General features: G+C 57.6%; 14 protein-coding genes and 1 tRNA gene. 9 read left to right on the top strand and 6 right to left on the bottom strand.

Going from position 1 to position 19,057, the window contains the following annotated elements; all coding sequences use genetic code 11:
• Nucleotides 1-44: 44 nt before the first annotated feature.
• The 4 genes from NQF87_RS03950 to NQF87_RS03935 all read left to right on the top strand — a co-directional run bounded on the left by NQF87_RS03950 (nucleotide 45) and on the right by NQF87_RS03935 (nucleotide 2,638).
• Nucleotides 45-794, top strand: coding sequence for an electron transfer flavoprotein subunit beta/FixA family protein (locus NQF87_RS03950; protein WP_266127127.1), 750 nt, complete (start codon nucleotides 45-47; stop codon nucleotides 792-794).
• The gene (locus NQF87_RS03945; RefSeq protein WP_266127126.1) at nucleotides 794-1,708 is read left to right on the top strand and encodes an electron transfer flavoprotein subunit alpha/FixB family protein; all 915 of its coding nucleotides are present in this window, start codon (nucleotides 794-796) and stop codon (nucleotides 1,706-1,708) included. Before NQF87_RS03950 ends, NQF87_RS03945 begins: the two co-directional genes overlap by 1 nt.
• Before the next feature lie 159 nt (nucleotides 1,709-1,867).
• Nucleotides 1,868-1,944, top strand: a tRNA-Pro gene (locus NQF87_RS03940).
• Between the two features lie 328 nt (nucleotides 1,945-2,272).
• Nucleotides 2,273-2,638 carry a hypothetical protein gene (locus tag NQF87_RS03935; protein ID WP_266127125.1) on the top strand — a complete coding sequence of 122 codons (366 nt, stop codon included), beginning with the start codon at nucleotides 2,273-2,275 and terminating at the stop codon, nucleotides 2,636-2,638.
• A gap of 81 nt (nucleotides 2,639-2,719) precedes the next feature.
• Here NQF87_RS03935 and hemH read toward each other — a convergent pair whose 3' ends face one another.
• The 3 genes from hemH to NQF87_RS03920 form a co-directional block, all read right to left on the bottom strand.
• A complete protein-coding gene (hemH, locus tag NQF87_RS03930) occupies nucleotides 2,720-3,754 on the bottom strand; it encodes a ferrochelatase (RefSeq protein WP_266127124.1) in 1,035 nt (344 codons plus the stop codon).
• A 124-nt stretch (nucleotides 3,755-3,878) separates the two neighbouring features.
• Nucleotides 3,879-4,943, bottom strand: coding sequence for an aspartate-semialdehyde dehydrogenase (locus NQF87_RS03925; protein ID WP_266127123.1), 1,065 nt, complete (start codon nucleotides 4,941-4,943; stop codon nucleotides 3,879-3,881).
• 82 nt (nucleotides 4,944-5,025) lie between these two features.
• Nucleotides 5,026-5,664 (bottom strand): 2OG-Fe(II) oxygenase, encoded by a 639-nt coding sequence (locus tag NQF87_RS03920; RefSeq protein ID WP_266127353.1) that lies wholly within the window; start codon nucleotides 5,662-5,664, stop codon nucleotides 5,026-5,028.
• Nucleotides 5,665-5,807: 143 nt separating this feature from the next.
• On the opposite strand from NQF87_RS03920, the gene NQF87_RS03915 reads away from it, so the two are divergent.
• From NQF87_RS03915 to NQF87_RS03900, 4 genes are read left to right on the top strand one after another with little or no spacing between them, the layout of a single operon-like run.
• Nucleotides 5,808-8,510: a 2-oxoglutarate dehydrogenase E1 component gene (locus NQF87_RS03915; protein ID WP_266127122.1), complete on the top strand. Its 2,703-nt coding sequence runs from the start codon at nucleotides 5,808-5,810 to the stop codon at nucleotides 8,508-8,510.
• A gap of 30 nt (nucleotides 8,511-8,540) precedes the next feature.
• Nucleotides 8,541-9,773, top strand: coding sequence for a tryptophan synthase subunit beta (gene trpB / locus NQF87_RS03910; protein ID WP_266127121.1), 1,233 nt, complete (start codon nucleotides 8,541-8,543; stop codon nucleotides 9,771-9,773).
• Nucleotides 9,774-9,784: 11 nt separating this feature from the next.
• Nucleotides 9,785-10,600 (top strand): tryptophan synthase subunit alpha, encoded by an 816-nt coding sequence (gene trpA, locus NQF87_RS03905; RefSeq protein WP_266127120.1) that lies wholly within the window; start codon nucleotides 9,785-9,787, stop codon nucleotides 10,598-10,600.
• A 54-nt stretch (nucleotides 10,601-10,654) separates the two neighbouring features.
• Nucleotides 10,655-12,874, top strand: a complete 2,220-nt coding sequence (locus NQF87_RS03900; protein ID WP_266127119.1) for an AAA family ATPase — start codon at nucleotides 10,655-10,657, stop codon at nucleotides 12,872-12,874.
• A 99-nt stretch (nucleotides 12,875-12,973) separates the two neighbouring features.
• Here NQF87_RS03900 and NQF87_RS03895 read toward each other — a convergent pair whose 3' ends face one another.
• Nucleotides 12,974-13,333, bottom strand: a complete 360-nt coding sequence (locus NQF87_RS03895; protein WP_182041572.1) for a hypothetical protein — start codon at nucleotides 13,331-13,333, stop codon at nucleotides 12,974-12,976.
• 276 nt (nucleotides 13,334-13,609) lie between these two features.
• Between NQF87_RS03895 and NQF87_RS03890 the strand changes: the two genes are divergently transcribed.
• Nucleotides 13,610-16,084: a heavy metal translocating P-type ATPase gene (locus tag NQF87_RS03890; protein WP_266127118.1), complete on the top strand. Its 2,475-nt coding sequence runs from the start codon at nucleotides 13,610-13,612 to the stop codon at nucleotides 16,082-16,084.
• 52 nt (nucleotides 16,085-16,136) lie between these two features.
• On the opposite strand, the gene NQF87_RS03885 is transcribed toward NQF87_RS03890, so the two are convergent.
• Entirely contained in the window at nucleotides 16,137-17,339 is a 1,203-nt protein-coding gene (locus NQF87_RS03885; RefSeq protein WP_266127117.1) for an amino acid aminotransferase, read from the bottom strand.
• Nucleotides 17,340-17,347: 8 nt separating this feature from the next.
• Nucleotides 17,348-19,045 carry an alpha-keto acid decarboxylase family protein gene (locus NQF87_RS03880; protein WP_266127116.1) on the bottom strand — a complete coding sequence of 566 codons (1,698 nt, stop codon included), beginning with the start codon at nucleotides 19,043-19,045 and terminating at the stop codon, nucleotides 17,348-17,350.
• Between the last annotated feature and the right edge of the window lie 12 nt (nucleotides 19,046-19,057).

Raw genomic sequence — 19,057 nt, 5'->3', positions numbered from 1 at the left:
GACTCCAGTTTTACGTTGAGCCGCGCCAGCAACAAAGGATGACCATGAAGGTTCTTGTCCCCGTCAAACGGGTTGTTGATTACAACATCAAGCCGCGTGTCGCGGCTGATGGTAATGGTGTCGAAACGCAGGGCGTGAAAATGTCCATGAATCCGTTCGACGAAATTGCACTGGAAGAAGCTCTGCGCCTTCGTGAAAAAGGTCAGGCGGACGAGGTCGTGGCCGTCTCCATCGGTCCGCAGGTGGCTCAGGATGTTCTGCGCACGGCCATGGCCATGGGGGCAGACCGGGCCATCCTCATCCACACGGATGCCGAGATTGAACCCCGTGTCGTCTCCAGCCTTCTCAAGGCCGTTGTGGAGAAGGAGCAGCCGGGTCTTGTCTCCATGGGCAAACAGGCCATTGATGATGACATGAACGCCACCGGCCAGATGCTGGCTGCCCGTCTGGGCTGGCCGCAGGGAACCTTCGCCAGCAGGGTGGAGATCGCTAATGGCAGGGTTGAGGTCGCCCGTGAGGTCGATGGCGGGACGGAAACCGTTTCCCTCACCCTGCCAGCCGTCATCACGGCGGACCTGCGTCTCAATGAACCACGCTATGCGTCCCTGCCCAACATCATGAAGGCCCGCAAGAAGCCACTGGAGACGATCGCAGCCGACTCCCTCGGCGTGGACCTGACGCCCCGCCTGAAGATCGTCAGCGTGGCCGAACCGCCGGAACGCAAGGCCGGTGTCATTGTGGAAACGGTGGAAGAGCTGGTCGAGAAGCTCAAGACGGAAGCGAAGGTGATCTGATGACCGCACTTGTTCTGATCGAAATTGAAAATGGCAGGGTCCGTCAGGCTTCCCGTTCCGCCATTGCTGCGGCATCCCGCTTTGGTGAAGTCGATGCCCTGCTGCTGGGTGAGGCCGGTGCCGAAGTCGCTGCCAGGCTGTCCGGCATCCGCAAAGTGCTGCATGTCCCGGCCCTGAAGCACGCTCTGGCCGAACCAGCCGCCGCCCTGCTGGCTGGTCTGGCTGGCTCCTACAGCCACATCCTGTCTGCGGCATCGTCCACCGGCAAGAACATCCTGCCCCGTCTGGCCGGTCTTCTGGATGCCCAGCCGATCTCCGATGTCGTGACCATCCAGGATGAATCCACTTTCGTGCGGCCCATCTATGCCGGGAACGCTCTGGCCACCGTGCAGTCCAGCGACAGCGTCAGGATCATGACCATCCGTTCTTCCAGCTTCGACCCTGTGGCTGAAGACGGCGGCAGTGCCTCCGTCGAGGTTCTGGACGCTCCGGCTAATGAAGGGAAAAGCAGCTTCGTGAAGCTGGACCAGAGCCAGTCCGACCGCCCGGAACTGGAAGTCGCCCGTGTGGTCATCTCCGGTGGCAAGGGCCTCAAGGATGCCAGCAACTTCCACACCCTGCTGGAGCCAGTTGCCGACAAGCTGGGGGCCGCCATCGGGGCCTCCCGTGCCGCCGTTGATTCCGGTTTTGCGCCGAACGAAATGCAGGTCGGACAGACCGGCAAGGTCGTGGCTCCTGAACTCTACATTGCCACCGGTCTGTCCGGGGCCATCCAGCATCTCGCCGGGATGAAGGACAGCCGTGTGATCGTGGCCATCAATCTTGACCCTGAAGCCCCGATCTTCAAGGTGGCTGATTATGGCATGGTGGGTGATCTCTTCGAGATTCTCCCCGCTCTGGCCAAGGCTCTCTGACGTCTTTCTGGTTCTTCCGGAAGCCCGTCCCTCTTTTCGGGGGCGGGCTTTCCGTATCTGGCAGACCCGGCCCGTAAAGAAGGCTTCATTTTTCTATAAAACAGTCCATTTGCCCCTTGCACCTTTCCTTCAGGAGGGGTAGGAAGAACCCTGGAAAGTCGGAGTGTAGCTCAGCCTGGTAGAGCACTGTGTTCGGGACGCAGGGGCCGGAGGTTCGAATCCTCTCACTCCGACCATTGTTCCCTAGGAAATCCGTCACCATTCAAGGATTACCCTTCTGAATTCTGACAGAAAATCATGTCTCGCAGTCAGGCCGACGCCAATGGACCTGATCTTTCATGAAGATTGCAGCCTTCTCATACATGACGTGACCCCATCGACAGAATAGCTGTCACGCTTCTGCCGGCTGTCACCCGGCGTCCCATACCCTATAGCATGAGAGACGGTGACCGTTCTCTCCGTCATAGGGAACGACAGGCCATGTCTTCCGCCATGATGTCCGTGTCATGTGCGCTTCACAGAGCCAGAACCTGTTTCCAGTCTCTCTTCTGCAAGGATCATATCATGACCCGCAAGATTTACTCCCTCATCGCCGCTGCCATGCTGGTCGGTACAGCCGCTCCCGCCATCGCCGAGCCGGGTGGCTGCCTGAAATATGGTGCTGCCGGTGCTGTTGCTGGCCATGTTGCCGCCAAACACGGCGTGATCGGTGCCATTGGTGGCTGTGCCGTTGGCATGTATCAGCGTCACAAGTACCGCAAGAGCATCGCCGAGAAGGCCGCCCTGTGGGACAAGGAACACCCCATGCAGGGCAAGCAGAATGCTGGTTCCGGCTGGTGGAACAACCGCTCCCCCGTCGCCAACAGCCAGAAGGCCCAGTGGTATGATGCCGAGCATCCGGCAAACGGCACGGCCCAGGCTCCCCGCTGAGAACTGACCAGCCTCCGCTGGATGCAGAAAACCCGGCCAGGTCTGGCCGGGTTTTTTCATGCACGGACAGGAACCATCCCTTTAACCGAACTGAAACCCCTTCATCGCCTGCCGGGACAGGGTCTCCAGAAGCGTGACCGCCTCCGGCGCATCATTCAGGCAGGGTATGAAGGCGAACTCCTCACCACCCGCTTCCATGAATTCCTCACGGACTTCACGGCCGATTTCATCCAGCGTCTCAATGCAGTCCGCCATGAAACCGGGCATGATGACAGCAATCTTCGTGACTCCCTGCTTCGGCAGAGACGCAATATAGGGGGCCGTATAGGGCTGCAGCCATTCCATCGGCCCAAAGCGGGACTGGAAGGTCAGAGGAACCTCCTCTTCTTTCATCCCCAGAGCCGCCGCCAGTGCCTTGGTCGTGCGGACACACTCATCCTGATAGGAATCGCCCTTCTCCACGAATTCCTTCGGCAGGCCATGATAGGACGTCACAAGCCGCTGCGGCCTGAAGGGCAGCTCTTCATAGGCCCGACGGACAGACACCGCCAGAGCCTCGATGAACTGCGGATGATCCGGGAATGACGGTACCGTCAGCACGGAAGGCTGACGCCGCAGGCGCATCAGCGCACGGAACAGCTGGTCATTGGCTGTCGCTGTCGTCGTGGCCGAATATTGCGGATAGAGCGGAATATGGATGATGCGGTCACAGCCCTGATCCATCAGCTCCATCAGGGCCTGCTTTATGGAGGGCCTGCCATAGCGCATCCCCCAGGCCACCGGAACCTCGTCCGGGGCCAGACGTTCCGCCAGCCCTTCTGCCTGCCTGCGGGTAAAGACACGCAGAGGGGAGGCATTCTCTTCCTTGTCCCAGATGCGGGCATAATTGGCCCCGCTGGCAGCGGGCCTGCGGGCCAGCACCAGCGTGTTGAGGATCGGCTGCCAGATGAGCGGATGGGACTCAATCACCCGGCGGTCTGAAAGAAATTCCTTCAGATAGCGGCGAACGGAAAAATAGCCCGTGTCATCTGGTGTACCAAGATTGACGAGCAGAACACCAACCCGCCCCCCGGAGGGAACAGGCGTGCGAGGAGGCGTGTAAGTGAAATAAGACATAGCTCATCCACTATGGAGACAACCCCGCCTTTTGGGAAGAGGATTTCACTTACACTCTTTTACAGGCATCATTTATGAAAAGGCTCCACCAGGAAGGTAGAACCTTTACATAACGTAACGCTGCTTATGACGGTTCTTCCGCACGGGGTACTGGCTGCCAGAGCGGTGAGTCCTTACCAATCAGATGCTGTTCATCAAGACTCTCGGCAATCTGCACGGCATTGAGAGCAGCCCCCTTGCGGAGATTGTCCGACACGCACCAGAAGGCCAGACCATTCTCCACGGTCGGGTCAATACGCAGACGGGATACATAGGTGTCATCCTCTCCCACGCACTCGATCGGGGTGACGTAACCGCCATCTTCCCGCTCGTCCCGCAGCACGACACCCGGAGCCTTCCGCAGGGCCGCACGGGCCTTCTCCAGATCAACCGGTTTCTCACACTCAATGCTGATGGCCTCGGAATGACCGATAAAGACCGGCACACGCACGCAGGTGGCCAGAACCTTGATGTCCGGGTCCAGAATCTTGCGGGTCTCGACCGCCATCTTCCATTCTTCCTTGGTGGAGCCATCCTCCATGAACCGGTCGATATGCGGAATCAGGTTGAAAGCGATCTGCTTGGTGAACTGGGCAACAGTCGGCGGATCATTCACGAAGCTGCCCTTCGTCTGGCTGAACAGCTCGTCCATGCCGGACTTCCCGGCCCCGGAAACCGCCTGATAGGTGGACACCACCACACGCCGGATCGTGAACAGATCATGCAGCGGCTTCAGGGCCACCATCATCTGGGCGGTGGAACAGTTGGGGTTGGCAATGATGCCCTTGCGGGCCTTCTTCAGGGCAGCGGCATTCACCTCCGGCACCACGAGCGGGATGCCCGGCTCCATGCGGAAATGGGAGGTATTGTCCACCACCAGACATTTCGCTGCCGCAGCCTTGGGGGCATACTTGGCAGACACGGCCCCGCCGGGAGAGAACAGGGCAATATCCCAGCCCGTGAAGTCGAACGTCTCCAGATTCTGGACTTTCAGGACCTTCTTTTCCCCGAAGGACACTTCCCGCCCGGCAGACCGGGCAGAGGCCAGTGCCACGATCTCATCCACCGGGAACTGACGCTCCGCCAGCGTCTTCAGAATTTCACGCCCGACAGCCCCTGTCGCACCAACAACGGCAACCCTGTAACCCATTCTCTCATTCTCCCTCAGGCAGGGTCCATCCCCGCCCTGTTACATTCAGAAACCCATCCGGGTCTCATTATAAGGACTGTCTTCACCCGATGAAGGGCAGCCGCTTGCAAAAGGCGGAAAAACGGTGACGCAGCAGCTCACGGCGGGCACGGCCATCCTGCGCCATGTAATTGAGCTGGACGGTATGACGTGGCCCCACATAGGGGCGATGCCCATGCCATGTATCCGGCCCGTTCGGGAAAATGACCAGCGTCCCCCCGACAGGCGGAATCTCGCTGGCATAGTCCTCCACATCATCCGGCCCGTTGAGAAAGCGCAGACACCCCCCCTTATGATCCCAGTCCTTTGCCGGATCATTCAGATAGAGCAGGATGGTCACACGCTTGGAGGCACTGTCCCTGTGGATGCGGCCATCTTTAGCCCGTGTCTGCCCCCGCATGGTCACCATGCTGGGCGCAGAGCGGACATCCAGCCCGAATTTCTCCGAGACGATCTCTTTCAGCTGCGGTCCGGCGAATTCCTCCATCATGGCCTTCAGCTCCGGATGCAGCTTCAGTGCCCCGAGGGGAAAAGACCCGCCCGCCCGTATCTCCGGCAGCAGCGACACCACCCGATCAAGGGACGGCCCCGAGAGAAAATCCGGCACCACGATATGGGGGCATGGTTCCTGCCTGACCGCAGCCTGCCTGACCGCCCCATGATTGAGAGAAATTGCACTCATGATGGCCAACACGCTACCGCTCCCCAGCAGGGCAGGCAAGCCACCCTGATACAGCCAGAAGACATAATGAGAGAAGATTTTGCCTTCACGGCCCGATCGGTTAAAAATGCGGCCCCAACGAGGCAAGAAGGAAAGAAGCCAGCATGACGGTCTCACCGAACCATCAGAATGCGATCAATGGCGAGAACACTGCCTATCTCGGTGAGCTGTACACCCGGTGGCTGGAAGACCCTGCTTCTGTCCTTCCTGAATATGACACCCTCTTTGCCACCTTGGGCGACCTCGCCGGGCATGAAACTGGCTCACACGCCCCTGCTTCAGAAGCGGACCTGCGGGATGAACGGCTGAAAGAAGCCTTCCGCCTCTGCGGCCACCTCCAGGCGGAACTGGACCCGCTGGGCCTGCGCCCTGCCCGCCAGATTGATACTCTCACCCCCGACAGCCGGACAGACCCCGCCCTGCTGGCCCGCCTGAAACGGGCCTATTGCGGGCCAATCGGGGCGGAATTCATGCATCTTCAGGACAGCCAGCAGCGGCAGTGGTGGATCGACCGGCTGGAAGAAGCACCTACAACGGCCCTGCCCCTCTCACAGGAACGCATCCTGAGCCTGCTGACCCGTGCGGAAGGCTTCGAGACCTTCTGCCAGCAGCGTTTCACCGGGATGCGCCGTTTCGGCCTTGAAGGGGGGGAAAGCCTCATCGTTGCCCTTCAGGCCCTGCTGAACGAAGCGGCACGGGATGGCGTACGCTCCATCTCGCTCGGTATGCCCCATCGGGGGCGGCTGAATGTCATGGCCAACATCCTGCGCAAGCCCTACGCGGCCATCTTCAGCGAATTTGCAGGCAAGGCGTTCTACCCGGAGGGCATCCGGGTTTCCGGTGACGTGAAATATCACCTCGGCACCACGACCACCATCCGGCAGGGCCGCCACGAAATCCGCATCTCCCTCCTGCCCAACCCCTCCCATCTGGAGGCCGTGGACCCGGTCGTGCTGGGCCGTGTCCGGGCCGATCAGGACAAGGACAGGGAAGAAGACCGCCAGAACCATCTGGGGATTCTCGTTCATGGCGATGCCGCCTTTGCCGGTCAGGGCGTGGTGTATGAGACGCTCCAGCTTTCCAGACTTGAAGGCTACCGCACGGGCGGAACGGTACATCTCATCATCAACAATCAGGTCGGCTTCACCACCAGCCCGGACGCTGCCCATTCCGGCATCTGGAACACCGATGTTGCCAAAACGGTGCAGGCCCCCATCCTGCATGTGAATGGTGACAACCCGGAAGCCGTGGCCCGCTGTGCCGCTCTGGCCCATGAATGGCGGAAGACCTTCGCCAGCGACATCGTGGTGGACATCATCAGCTATCGCCGCCACGGCCATAATGAGACGGACGACCCCGCCTTCACGCAGCCTGCAATGGTGCAGACCATCAGCCAGCATCCGACACTGCGGCACCTCTACGCAGAGAAGATTCTGGCCGAGACCGACATCCATCCTGCCGAAGTCGATGCGCTGTGGGATGACGTCCAGTCCCAGCTCCACCGTGCCTTCGAGGACGCCAGCACCTACCAGCCCGACCCGACCGACTGGCTGGATTACAGCCCGCAGGACCCCACCCGTCTGCTGGACACGCCAGAGCGCATCCAGCCCATGACGGGCGTGCCCCTGCCCCGGCTCCAGCAGGTTGGCGAGGCCATGACGGCCATTCCGGCAGATTTCACGGTCCATCCCCGTCTGGCACGGCTGCTCAAGGCGAAACAGGCCACACTGGCCGCCGGTGGCCCTGTGGACTGGGCCACGGCAGAAGCCCTCGCCTTCGGCACGCTGGCCCTTGATGGCCACGCCATCCGCCTCTCCGGGCAGGACTGTGGCCGGGGAACCTTCAGCCAGCGTCATGCCGTGCTGACGGACCAGCATACAGGCCATCATTATACGCCGCTGGCCCATATCGCCCCCCGTCAGGCCCCCGTGAATGTGTGGAATTCTCCCCTCTCCGAATATGGCGTGATGGGGTTCGAGTATGGCTACTCACTGGGCAATCCGGATGCGCTGGTGCTGTGGGAAGGGCAGTTTGGTGATTTCGCCAATGGGGCACAGATCATCATTGACCAGTTCCTCGCTGCCGGGGAAACAAAATGGCTGCGGACATCCGGCCTGACCCTGCTCCTGCCCCACGGTTACGAAGGAGCCGGACCGGAACATTCCTCTGCCCGGCCGGAACGCTTCCTCCAGCTCTGCGCCGAGAACAACATGCGGGTCTGCATGCCTTCCAGCCCGGCGAGCTTCTTCCATCTGCTCCGGCGGCAGATTGCCCGCCGCTGCCGCAAGCCGCTCATCGTCTTCAGTCCCAAATCACTCCTGCGGCACAAGCAGGCCGTCTCCCTGCTGGGCGAGATGGGACCACAGACACGCTTCGTCCCCGTCATTGCCGATGCCACCTGTGCCGGTGGAGCAAAACGGATCGTGCTGTGCAGCGGAAAGGTCTATTACGACCTCCTCCAGCAGCGGGATGAAGCCGGACTGAAACACTGCGCCCTCATCCGGCTGGAGCAGCTCTACCCCTTCCCCCATCACGCCCTTGCCGAAGAGCTGGGCCATCACCCGCAGGCAGAAGACATCATCTGGTGCCAGGAAGAGCCGGAAAATGGCGGAGCCTGGCAGTTCGTGGACCGGCGCATTGAAGCCTGCCTGCGTGAAACAGGCCATGCCTGCACCCGCCCGCATTATGCCGGACGCAAAGCCTCCGCCTCCCCCGCTACCGGGCTGCCCGGCATCCATCAGGCCGAACAGAACACCCTCGTCCGGCAGGCTCTGGGGCTGGACGTTACACCCAAACCCATCGACTGATCCTTCATTCAAGACGTAAAGACACACATCATGCCAGCAGATACATCCATCACCAGCCAACTCAATTCCCTCCGCACCGGGCCGGATGAACGAGGGCATTTCGGGGTTCACGGGGGCCGCTTCGTAGCCGAGACCCTCATGCCCCTGATGCTGGAGCTGGAACAGGCCTATAACGAGACCAGGACAGACCCGCAGTTTCAGGAAGAGCTGGATTATTACCTCCGCCACTATGTGGGCCGCCCCAGCCCGCTCTGGCACGCCAGACGGCTGAGCGAAACGCTCGGCGGAGCACAGATTTACCTCAAGCGGGAAGAGCTGAACCATACGGGGTCCCATAAGCTCAATAACGTGATGGGCCAGATTCTTCTGGCCCGCCGCATGGGCAAGACCCGCATCGTGGCCGAAACCGGAGCCGGACAGCATGGCGTGGCCACCGCCACCGTCTGCGCTCTCTTCGGGCTGGACTGTGAAATCTACATGGGGGCCACCGATGTGGAGCGGCAGAAGCCCAACGTCTTCCGCATGCACCTTCTGGGAGCCAAGGTCCATCCTGTCACGGCGGGGGCCGGCACGCTGAAAGATGCCATGAATGAAGCCATGCGGGACTGGGTGGCCAATGTGGAGAACACCTACTTCCTCGTCGGCACGGTGGCGGGGCCACATCCTTACCCGGCCATGGTGAGGGACTTCCAGTCCATCATCGGGACGGAAGCCCGTGAGCAGATACAGGAACAGACAGGCCGCCTGCCGGATGCCGTTGTGGCAGCCATCGGGGGCGGGTCCAACGCCATGGGGATTTTCCACCCCTTCCTTGATGATGCCGATGTCCCGCTTTACGGCGTGGAAGCCGCCGGTCTGGGCCTGGACAGTGGCAAGACGGCGGCCTCCATCGCCCGTGGCAGGCCCGGTGTCCTGCATGGCAACCGCACCTATCTGCTTCAGGATGAACACGGGCAGATCACGGAAGCCCATTCCATCAGTGCCGGGCTGGACTATCCCGGCATCGGGCCGGAACATTCATGGCTCAAGGACATTGGCCGGGTGAACTACGTCAGTGCCACGGACGATCAGGCCCTTGAAGCCTTCCAGACCCTCACGAGACTGGAAGGCATCATCCCGGCACTGGAAAGTGCCCATGCCGTGGCCCATGCCATCGTGCTGGCCCCGACCATGACAAAAGACCAGACCATCATCGTCAATCTGTCCGGCCGGGGGGACAAGGATGTTCCCACCGTTGCGGCCCATCTGGGCGTGAAACTGTAAGGAGAGCCATCATGAGCCGCATCAAAGCCTATTTTGACCGCCTGAAAGAAGAGGGCCGTGGTGCCCTGCTCCCCTATCTGGAAGCCTTCGACCCGGACCGGGAGACCTCTCTGGCCCTGCTGCGCCAGATGCCCGAAGCCGGGGCCGATCTCATCGAGGTCGGCGTGCCCTTCTCCGACCCCTCCGCCGATGGCCCGACCATCCAGCTTGCCGCCCGGCGTGGCCTGAAAGCCGGAGCCACCCTGAAGGGAACGCTGGAACTCATCCAGGACTTCCGCAAGGAAAATGACCATACGCCAATCATCCTGATGGGCTATTACAATCCGATCGACAGCTACGGTGCGGAGCGATTCTGCAAGGATGCCCGCTCCGCCGGTGTGGATGGACTGATCGTGGTGGACCTGCCGCCTGAGGAATCCGAGGAGCTGGCCCCCCACGCCAGAGCGGAAGGGCTGGACATGATCACCCTGACCGCCCCCACCACACCGGATGACCGGCTGAAGACCATCCTCAGGAAGGCCAGCGGATTCGTCTATCATGTGAGCATCACGGGCATCACGGGCACACGCAGTGCCACGGAAGAGCAGCTGAAAGCCGCCATGACCCGCCTGCGGACCGCCACGGACCTTCCCGTCGTGGCCGGTTTTGGCATCAGCACGCCGGAGCAGGCCCGCACGGCCTCCCGCATCAGTGACGGGGCCGTCGTGGCATCCGCCATCATCAAGGAGATGGCCGCCACCTATGATGAACACGGCCACGCCACGGCCAGAAGCATCCCCACGGCACTGGAGAAAATCCGCTCCCTTGCCAAGGCGGTGCGAGAATAATCTTCTAGTCTATTTTTTCCATATCGAGCTGCTAAATGCACAAGGAACCTTGTCATGATTAGAAACATAACAATCGCAGACGTAGCAACATATCCTAAAGAAAGAATAAATATAGATAATTTGGAAACAGTGAATTACTTTTTTGGATATAATGGATGTGGAAAAACAACCATATCACGCATCATAGAAAACATAGACCCGTATGGTGCATGCAAAATAAAATGGACAAATAATAAAAAATTACAAACTCTTGTGTATAATGCAGACTTCATAAACAAAAATATTTCTGAAAGGATCGCAGGAATATTTACTATCGGAGAAAACAATATAGATGCTAAAAATAATATAGATTCCATAAAAGAAAAAATAGATTGCCTAGAACGTGATTCTACATGCATAAAAGACTATATAAAGGAAATATCCCGTGAATTAGAGAATAATAATAAAAAATTCCATGAAAAGATGTGGGATGAAAAGAAAAATTTCAATAAATACGAAAAATCATTCAAAGGATACAATGGAAGTAAAGAGAAGTTTGCCAAAAAAGTCATAGAAGAATACAATAATAAAAATATAGAAAATATTGATGAAGAAGAATTTAGAAAAAATTATAATATAGTTTTTTCAAAAGAAACGAAAACTTATACTGAAATAAGATTTGACACAACAGTTTACAATAAAGAAATTTTGTTCACATGTGAAAACTCCCCCCTTTTAGGGAGAAGTATTGTAGGACGAAATGATACAATCGTATCCCAATTTATCAACGCAATGGGCAATTCCGATTGGGTACACCAAGGACTTAACTTTCTCGACGAAGGGGCAAGCAAGTGCCCTTTTTGTCAACAAACCATCAATGATAATATAAAATCTCAGTTAGAAAAATTTTTTGATACAACATACGAGAAATCACTTGAGGAAATTAAAGATATAAATACAAAATACATGAAGGCTCAAAGATATGTAATTTCCTTCATAGACAGCATAATAAATAAAATCCAATCTTCATTGGACGTAGAGGGAATTCAAGATAAATACGAAAGAATAAAGAACATAAAGCCAAAAATATCAGAAAAATTCAATGAAAATTCTCATGTCTTCGAAAAAAAGATGAACAACCCGAGCATTGTAATAAATGAAAACGAGATAAAACACACAGCTGAAATTTTACGTTTAATTGAAAGAGATGTCTCTGATATCAACGCTCTAATAATAAAACATAATGCACTAGTAACAAAAAAAGACTCTCTTGAAAGTGAATTAGACAAAAAAATATGGTCATTATTCATCAATAAAAATATGAAAGACATAAAAGATCATCTCTCCGAGAGAAGAAAAAATCAAGAACTTATAAAAGAAAAAAATAATAAACATTCAGAAATAAACAGGATAATAGAATCTAAAAATAGAAAAATAAATGATTTAGAAAAATCTCTAGTCAGTGTACAACCAACCATCGAAAGAATAAATAACCTCCTAAAAACATATGGATTTAAAAATTTTTACATAAAAAATATTAACAAAACAGACCAGTATACCATTGTTCGCCCTAATGGAAATGACGCCATCAACACCCTGAGTGAAGGTGAAAAATCATTTATATCATTTTTATACTTTTATTTCTTAATACATGGTGGAATCAGTGAAAATGATATAAACCAAGAAAAAGTCATCGTAATAGATGATCCTGTCTCAAGCATGGATTTTAATACATTATTCATTATCAGCGCACTTATAAAGGAAATTATTGAAAAAACCCACGATAAAACCGGAAACAATCCACAAAAAATAAGGCAGATTTTCCTTTTATCTCATAATGCTTATTTCTTTAACGAAGTTACATACCAGAAACATACCAAGGGCACATCTTTCTGGCTCATAACAAAAAAAGAAAATATTTCATCTATAAGACGCTGTAAAAAAAACCCTGTCAAAAAATCCTATGATTTACTCTGGGATGAAATTCGCAGTGCAAAAAAGCATCCTAACGAACACTCTATCGGCATACAAAACATATGCAGAAGAATACTAGAAAATTATTTCTATTTTGTAGGAGACATTGATCTTAAAGACCTTCCTAACAAATTCCAAGATGATGACAGATTAATATGCCTATCATTAATAAACTGGGCACATGATGGCTCACACAATATTCAAGATAGTATTATCACTGACATTAGTAACAACAATGTTGAGTCATATTTAAACATATTCGAACAAATTTTCATAAAAATGGATCACAAAAAACATTACGATAAGATGATGGAAGACTAAATCTCCCTGCTTTTGCATCCAAAAGAGAACCCCCGACCCTGCGGCCGGGGGTTCTCACCCGATTACCTATCCCCCTACGGGGACCGTGCCGATGAAGGCTTACTTCTTCAGCCAGCGGCCGATAGCGCAGAGACCAGCAAGGGCAGCCACGATGACGCCGCCCCACAGCAGGGTCTGGCCGACACACTGGCAGCGGCTCTTGGAGTTCAGCCCCTTGCCGATGGAATCGACGGCGGACTGAGCGTGCTTGGCGCACTGACCAGCCTTCTCCTTCAGCTCGTCCGTGTTGACGTACTTCTCAGCCTTGGCCTTCAGTTCATCCGTGTTGAGGACACTCTCAGCCTTGGCTTTCAGCCCGTCGGTATCGACGAACTTCTCGGCCTTTGCTTTCAGCTCATCCGGGTTGATGGCCTCTTCAGCCTTGGACTTGAGCTTATCAATGTTGACAGCGTCCGCCATGATATCCTCCCTGGACCTGCCCGCCGCCGTCATTTCAATAAGACAGTCAGTCCGGCAGGCCGAATCTTGTGTTTCCATCAGAAAAATACTGACTGACGGTAAACATAACACTGATTATTTGGCCGATCAGCAAATTTCCTTCATGGGAGAGTCCCTTTCTCTGCATATGTCGGCCCTTTTTATAGTCCCGGAGCACAGTTTTCTGTCTCCGTAACCTCGGCGGGATGCTATTTTCTTCCTGCATCACGTTACAGACACCACCATGGAAAGACGACCATGCCTGCCACGCCATCATCCCAGACCTTCCCCATTGACGGGATGAGCTGCGCCTCCTGCTCCGCCCGGGTGGAAAAAGCCCTGCTGGCCGTCCCGGGAGTGGAGACGGCCAGCGTCAGTCTGACCACCGGCACGGCCCATGTCACAGGAACGGCATCTCATGCCGCCCTCATCACCGCCGTGGAGCAGACAGGCTTCACCGTTCCCCCGTCTCCCGTCCAGCTCCGCATTGACGGGATGAGCTGCGCCTCCTGCTCCACCCGGGTGGAAAAGACCCTTCAGGACGTCATGGGCGTCAGGACCGCCAGCGTCAATCTGGCAACCGGCACGGCCCACGTCACGGGCACGGCCGCCCATCAGACCCTCATCGAGGCCATTGAACGGATCGGCTTTGCAGCAACCCTGCTGGAGCAGGAAAACGGGCCGGAGGCCATGCGGGACCGTCAGGAGCGTCTCAGGCAGAGCATGAGTCTTCAATGGCGTGACCTGAAAATCGCCGCCCTGCTCTGGTTCATCATCATGCTCATGACGATGGGGCACGGGCTTGGCCTTGTTCCTCCCCGGCTACAGCCCTTCATCCAGTGGGGCTGCGCCAGCGTGGCCCTCCTGGGGCCGGGACGCCGCTTCTTCCGGAACGGGATTCCGGCCCTGCTGCGTGGTGCCCCCAACATGAATTCCCTCGTCGCCCTCGGTACCGGGGCGGCCTATCTCTATTCCAGCCTCGCCGTCTTTTTCCCCTCCCTGCTGCCTGAAGGCACACGGAACCTCTATTTCGACACGGTCCTGGGCATCCTCACGCTGGTCCTGCTGGGCCGCCTCATGGAAGCCCGGGCGAAGGGACGGACCTCCACGGCACTGGAAAAGCTGGTCCATCTACAGCCCCAGAAGGCGCATCTCCTCACCGGAGACGGAGACCGGATCGTGCCGGTTTCTGACGTGAAGCCGGGGGACACCCTGCTCGTCCGCCCCGGCGAGCGGGTTCCTCTGGATGGCCTGATCCTGGAAGGGGAAAGCCATCTGGATGAATCCCTGCTGACAGGCGAACCCCTGCCCGTCCGGCGCATGACAGGCGATACGGTCATGGGTGGCACGATCAATCAGGAAGGTGCGCTGACCATCCGGGCCACGGCCACCGGGGCCGACACCATGCTGGCCCGCATCGTCAGCATGGTGGCACAGGCCCAGGGGAGCAGGCTGCCCATCCAGTCCCTCGTCAACAGGGTGACGCTCTGGTTCGTTCCCGCCATCATCGTGCTGGCCGTGCTGACATTCATCCTCTGGTTCTGGCTGGGGCCTGTGCCCACACTGGGCTATGCCACCGTCAACGCCATTGCCGTACTGATCGCCGCCTGCCCCTGCGCCATGGGGCTGGCGACACCGACCGCCATCATGGTCGGCACGGGCACGGCGGCAGAAATGGGCCTCCTCTTCCGCAGGGGCGAGGTGCTTCAGACTCTGGAAAAAACCCGCCTTGTCGCTTTCGACAAGACCGGCACCCTGACATGCGGGCAGCCCCGCCTGACAGAATTCTACCTGCTGGCCGACACAACCGTTCCCGACCCGGAGATGGCTGAAGAGCATCTTCTGGCCCTTGCTGCCGCCGTCGAACGGCAGTCAGACCATCCCATTTCCCGTGCCGTCATCAAGGCAGCCGAAGACCGGAACCTGCCCGCAGCCAGAACAAGCCATGCCCGCATCGTTGCAGGGCTGGGCATCGAGGCGCAGGACGAGGCGGGACATGACATCCATATCGGCAACAACGCCTACATGAAAACACTGGGCCTGTATGATGCAGCTGCCAAACGGCTTGCCGCCTCCTTCAGCCAGAAGGGAACGTCGCCCCTCTTCATGGCCCACAGGGGACGGCTCGTGGCCCTCATGGGCGTTGCCGACCCCATCCGCCCCTCTGCCGTGAAAGCCGTGGCAGCCCTGAGGGCGCAGAACATCCGCACGGCCATGATTACCGGCGACATCGACGCCACGGCACGGCATGTTGCCAATCTGGCAGGAATCGAGGAGGTCATCGCCCATGTCCTGCCTCATGAGAAGAGTCAGGCCGTACAGAGACTGCAGGAGACACATGGTTCCGTGGCCTTCGTAGGGGATGGCATCAATGACGCTCCCGCCCTGGTACAGGCTGACACGGGGCTGGCCATCAGCCACGGGACCGACATTGCCATAGAAGCCGCCGACCTCGTCCTGACAGGAGAGAACCTGATGGGTGTGCCTCACGCCATCGCCCTCTCCCATGCGACCATGACCATCATCCGGCAGAACCTCTTCTGGGCCTTCGCCTATAACATCGTCCTCATCCCGATTGCTGCCGGTGCGCTCTATCCGTTCACCGGAACGCTGCTGTCCCCCTCCTTCGCAGCAGGGGCCATGGCCCTTTCCAGCGTCTTCGTCCTGAGCAACACGCTCAGGCTGCGGCGTCTCCGTACCGTCATAAGGGCAGAAACCGCCCCGGCGTCATGACCTCACGGCCGGGGACAGGTCTGGTGCCGCCCCCGGCCGACGCAGGCTTCCATCAGGAACTGGCCAGAACTGCCGCCAGAGCCTCCACGACAGGAGGCAGGTTCCGGTCATTCAGTCCCGCCATGCAGACACGGCCACTCCGCAGGACATAGACGCCATGTTCCTCCCGCAGGCGGTCCACCTGAGCAGGAGAGAGCTTCATCATGCTGAACATGCCACGCTGCTTCAGCAGATAGCGAAAATCCTGACCCGGCAGGCGGGCGGAAAGCTGCTCATGCAGCTTCTGACGCATCTCCCGGATGCGTGCCCCCATGCCTGCCACCTCTTCCCGCCAGAGCTGCGCCAAGGTTTCATCCCCCAGCACGGCATCCACGAGCTGCGCCCCACGGACCGGCGGGCTGGAATAGTTCCGTCGTACCGTGACCTTGAGCTGGCTCAGCACCCGTTCCGCCGTGTTCTCATCCCGACAGACGACCGACAGTGCCCCGATACGGTCCCCATACAGGGAGAATATCTTGGAGAATGAATTGCTGAGCAGAAATTCCAGCCCCGCCTCAACCATCGCCCGGACGGCATGAATGTCCTCTTCCAGCCCATTCCCCAGCCCCTGATAGGCAAGGTCCAGAAACGGAATCAGCTTCCGCTCCTTCAGGACAGGCACCAGCGCATCCCACTGCTCATCCGTCAGGTCTGCCCCCGTCGGGTTGTGGCAGCAAGGGTGCAGCAGCACGACATGCCCTTCCGGAATCTGGCGGATGCAGGCCATCATGGCCTCAAAATCCACACCGCCCGTCGCCGGGTCGAAATAGGGATAAGCGTGCGTTCTGAAACCGGCCCCTTCAAAAATGGAAATATGATTTTCCCATGTCGGGTTGCTGACCCACAGTTCGGCCCGCGGAAAATAACGGTGAAGGAAATCCGCCCCGACCTTCAGCGCACCGGACCCGCCAAGAGTCTGGACCGTGGCGATGCGGGCAGCCTGCACCGGCTCGCTCCCACGCCCGAACAGCAGATGCTGGACAGCCTGCCGGTAGGACGCCAGCCCTTCCATCGGCAGGTACAGGTCCGGCCTGTCCTGCTGGCCTGCCAGTTTTTCATAGGCCCGGCGGATGCAGGCCAGCTGGGGCACATGGCCTGCCCCGTCATAATACAGCCCGATGCTGAGATTGACCTTGCTGGCCCGGTCATCCCGCCTGAAATCTTCCACCAGGGAAAGAATCGGGTCTCCGGGAGACAGTTCAACAGACTGGAACATAAGCCCCTTCATCCTTTCTTCACGCTGCCATTGCGTGGCCCCTGCGGGCCATAGTCATAATCCGCCACGACCATGCCGAACACCTTCAGGGCCTCCGGAGCATCCATCTCGGGCAGACGAACCTCGATGAACACGGCACGATCCGCCTTTTCCGCCTGCTTCAGCGCATCTTCCAGTTCACTGACGGTCTCCACCACAAGGGAGAGTGCCCTGTCGTCACGGTCAAACACACGGGGCAGATCAGCATAACGCCAGTTGGCAATGTCATTATACTGCGACCGCTCGCCCAGAATCAGACGTTCAATCGTATAGCCCCTGTTATTGAGCAGAAAGATGACAGGTTTCTGGTCATGCCGCAGAATGGTGGAAAGTTCCTGCACCGTGAGCTGGAAAGACCCATCCCCGATGAAAAGCAGGTGACGCCTGTCCGGGCTGCCAAGCTGGGACCCGAAAAGGGCCGGCAGGGTATAGCCGATCGCCCCCCAGATCGGCTGGGAGATGTAATGCGTCCCTTTGGGGAAAGGCGTGCCCAGCAGGGCCGTGTTGCTGGTCCCGGCCTCGCCGATCACGACATCTCCTTCCTTCAGGAACCGGGCCACACGGGGCCAGAACATGTCATGGGTCAGCCGCTCTTCCGCACCACCGGGCAGGACCGTGCCGGATGCTGCCGGACGGGCAGGCAGCGTGCGGGACGACGGCTTCACCCGTTCAAGCAGGGCCTCCAGCACCGCCCCGAGCGGGGCTGCCGGAATGGAGCGGCCCGCAAGATTGACCTCATGGGCCAGCAGATTGATGAACGAATCGGACCGGATATCATGCGTGAAGAATCCCGTATTGATCTCCGTAAAACGCAGGCCGACGCCAATCACGCAATCGGACTGGCTGACCAGCTCCCGTATGTCCGGGCGGCTGGCACCCCCGACATAGCCACCCAGATAATAAGGAGCCGTCTCATCCAGCACGGCCTTGGCTGGGGCCGTTGCCAGACAGGGAATGGCACAACGCTCTGCCAGTGCGGCAATCTTTCCGGCCACACCGAAGCGGTCCGCATCAGAATCGAGAATCATGACCGGCGACCGGGCCGCTGCCAGACGTGTGGCAATATGGCTGGCCGCCAGAGCCGCCTGCTCGGCATCACCCTGCGGCTCTGCAAAGACAAACGGTTCATCAGGTACGTCAATGCTCAGATGGGTAATGTCGGAAGGCAGCTGGAGATGGACGGGACGCCGCTCCCGCCAGCAGGTCCGGAGTACCCGGTCAATCTCTTCCACGGCATTCTCCGGCGTCAGGCGGGACTGGGCGACCGTATATTCCGCCATGCACCGCCCGATATTGCCATAGCCACCATCACCCAGCGTGTGATGCAGCAGGGCACGCCCCTCAACCGCATGAAGCGGCGGAATCCCGGTAATGTGGACGAAAGGAACACGCTCGGCATAGGCCCCGGCAATGCCGCTGATGGCCCCGAGGTCACCCACGCCAAAAGTTGTCAGCAGGCCGCACAGGCCGGAGGTACGGGCATACCCGTCCGCCGCATAGGCGGCATTCAGCTCGTTACAGTTCCCCACGAATGTCAGGGACGGATCAGCTTCCACCTGCTCCAGAAACGACAGGTTGAAATCCCCCGGAACACCAAAAAGATGGCTGATTCCCGCCTCGGCAAGACGGCGGACCAGATAGGCCCCGATCTGCATGCGCCTGGACATGATCTGAAATTC

It is taken from the genome of Bombella dulcis, assembly GCF_026385505.1.
Classification (GTDB): Bacteria; Pseudomonadota; Alphaproteobacteria; order Acetobacterales; family Acetobacteraceae; genus Bombella; species Bombella dulcis.
The sequence above is the reverse complement of the archived record's forward strand: the minus strand, read 5'-3'. Positions and strand labels throughout refer to the sequence as shown.

Bases quoted from the DNA above. Each gene is read 5' to 3' on its own strand.
- NQF87_RS03890 (WP_266127118.1), top strand. From the start codon at position 13,610: ATGCCTGCCACGCCATCATCCCAGACCTTCCCCATTGACGGGATGAGC.
- NQF87_RS03950 (WP_266127127.1), top strand. From the start codon at position 45: ATGAAGGTTCTTGTCCCCGTCAAACGGGTTGTTGATTACAACATCAAG.
- NQF87_RS03935 (WP_266127125.1), top strand. From the start codon at position 2,273: ATGACCCGCAAGATTTACTCCCTCATCGCCGCTGCCATGCTGGTCGGT.
- hemH (WP_266127124.1), bottom strand. From the start codon at position 3,754: ATGTCTTATTTCACTTACACGCCTCCTCGCACGCCTGTTCCCTCCGGG.
- trpB (WP_266127121.1), top strand. From the start codon at position 8,541: ATGCCAGCAGATACATCCATCACCAGCCAACTCAATTCCCTCCGCACC.
- NQF87_RS03880 (WP_266127116.1), bottom strand. From the start codon at position 19,045: ATGTCCAGGCGCATGCAGATCGGGGCCTATCTGGTCCGCCGTCTTGCC.
- NQF87_RS03885 (WP_266127117.1), bottom strand. From the start codon at position 17,339: ATGTTCCAGTCTGTTGAACTGTCTCCCGGAGACCCGATTCTTTCCCTG.
- NQF87_RS03945 (WP_266127126.1), top strand. From the start codon at position 794: ATGACCGCACTTGTTCTGATCGAAATTGAAAATGGCAGGGTCCGTCAG.
- NQF87_RS03925 (WP_266127123.1), bottom strand. From the start codon at position 4,943: ATGGGTTACAGGGTTGCCGTTGTTGGTGCGACAGGGGCTGTCGGGCGT.
- NQF87_RS03900 (WP_266127119.1), top strand. From the start codon at position 10,655: ATGATTAGAAACATAACAATCGCAGACGTAGCAACATATCCTAAAGAA.
- NQF87_RS03920 (WP_266127353.1), bottom strand. From the start codon at position 5,664: ATGAGTGCAATTTCTCTCAATCATGGGGCGGTCAGGCAGGCTGCGGTC.
- NQF87_RS03895 (WP_182041572.1), bottom strand. From the start codon at position 13,333: ATGGCGGACGCTGTCAACATTGATAAGCTCAAGTCCAAGGCTGAAGAG.
- NQF87_RS03915 (WP_266127122.1), top strand. From the start codon at position 5,808: ATGACGGTCTCACCGAACCATCAGAATGCGATCAATGGCGAGAACACT.
- trpA (WP_266127120.1), top strand. From the start codon at position 9,785: ATGAGCCGCATCAAAGCCTATTTTGACCGCCTGAAAGAAGAGGGCCGT.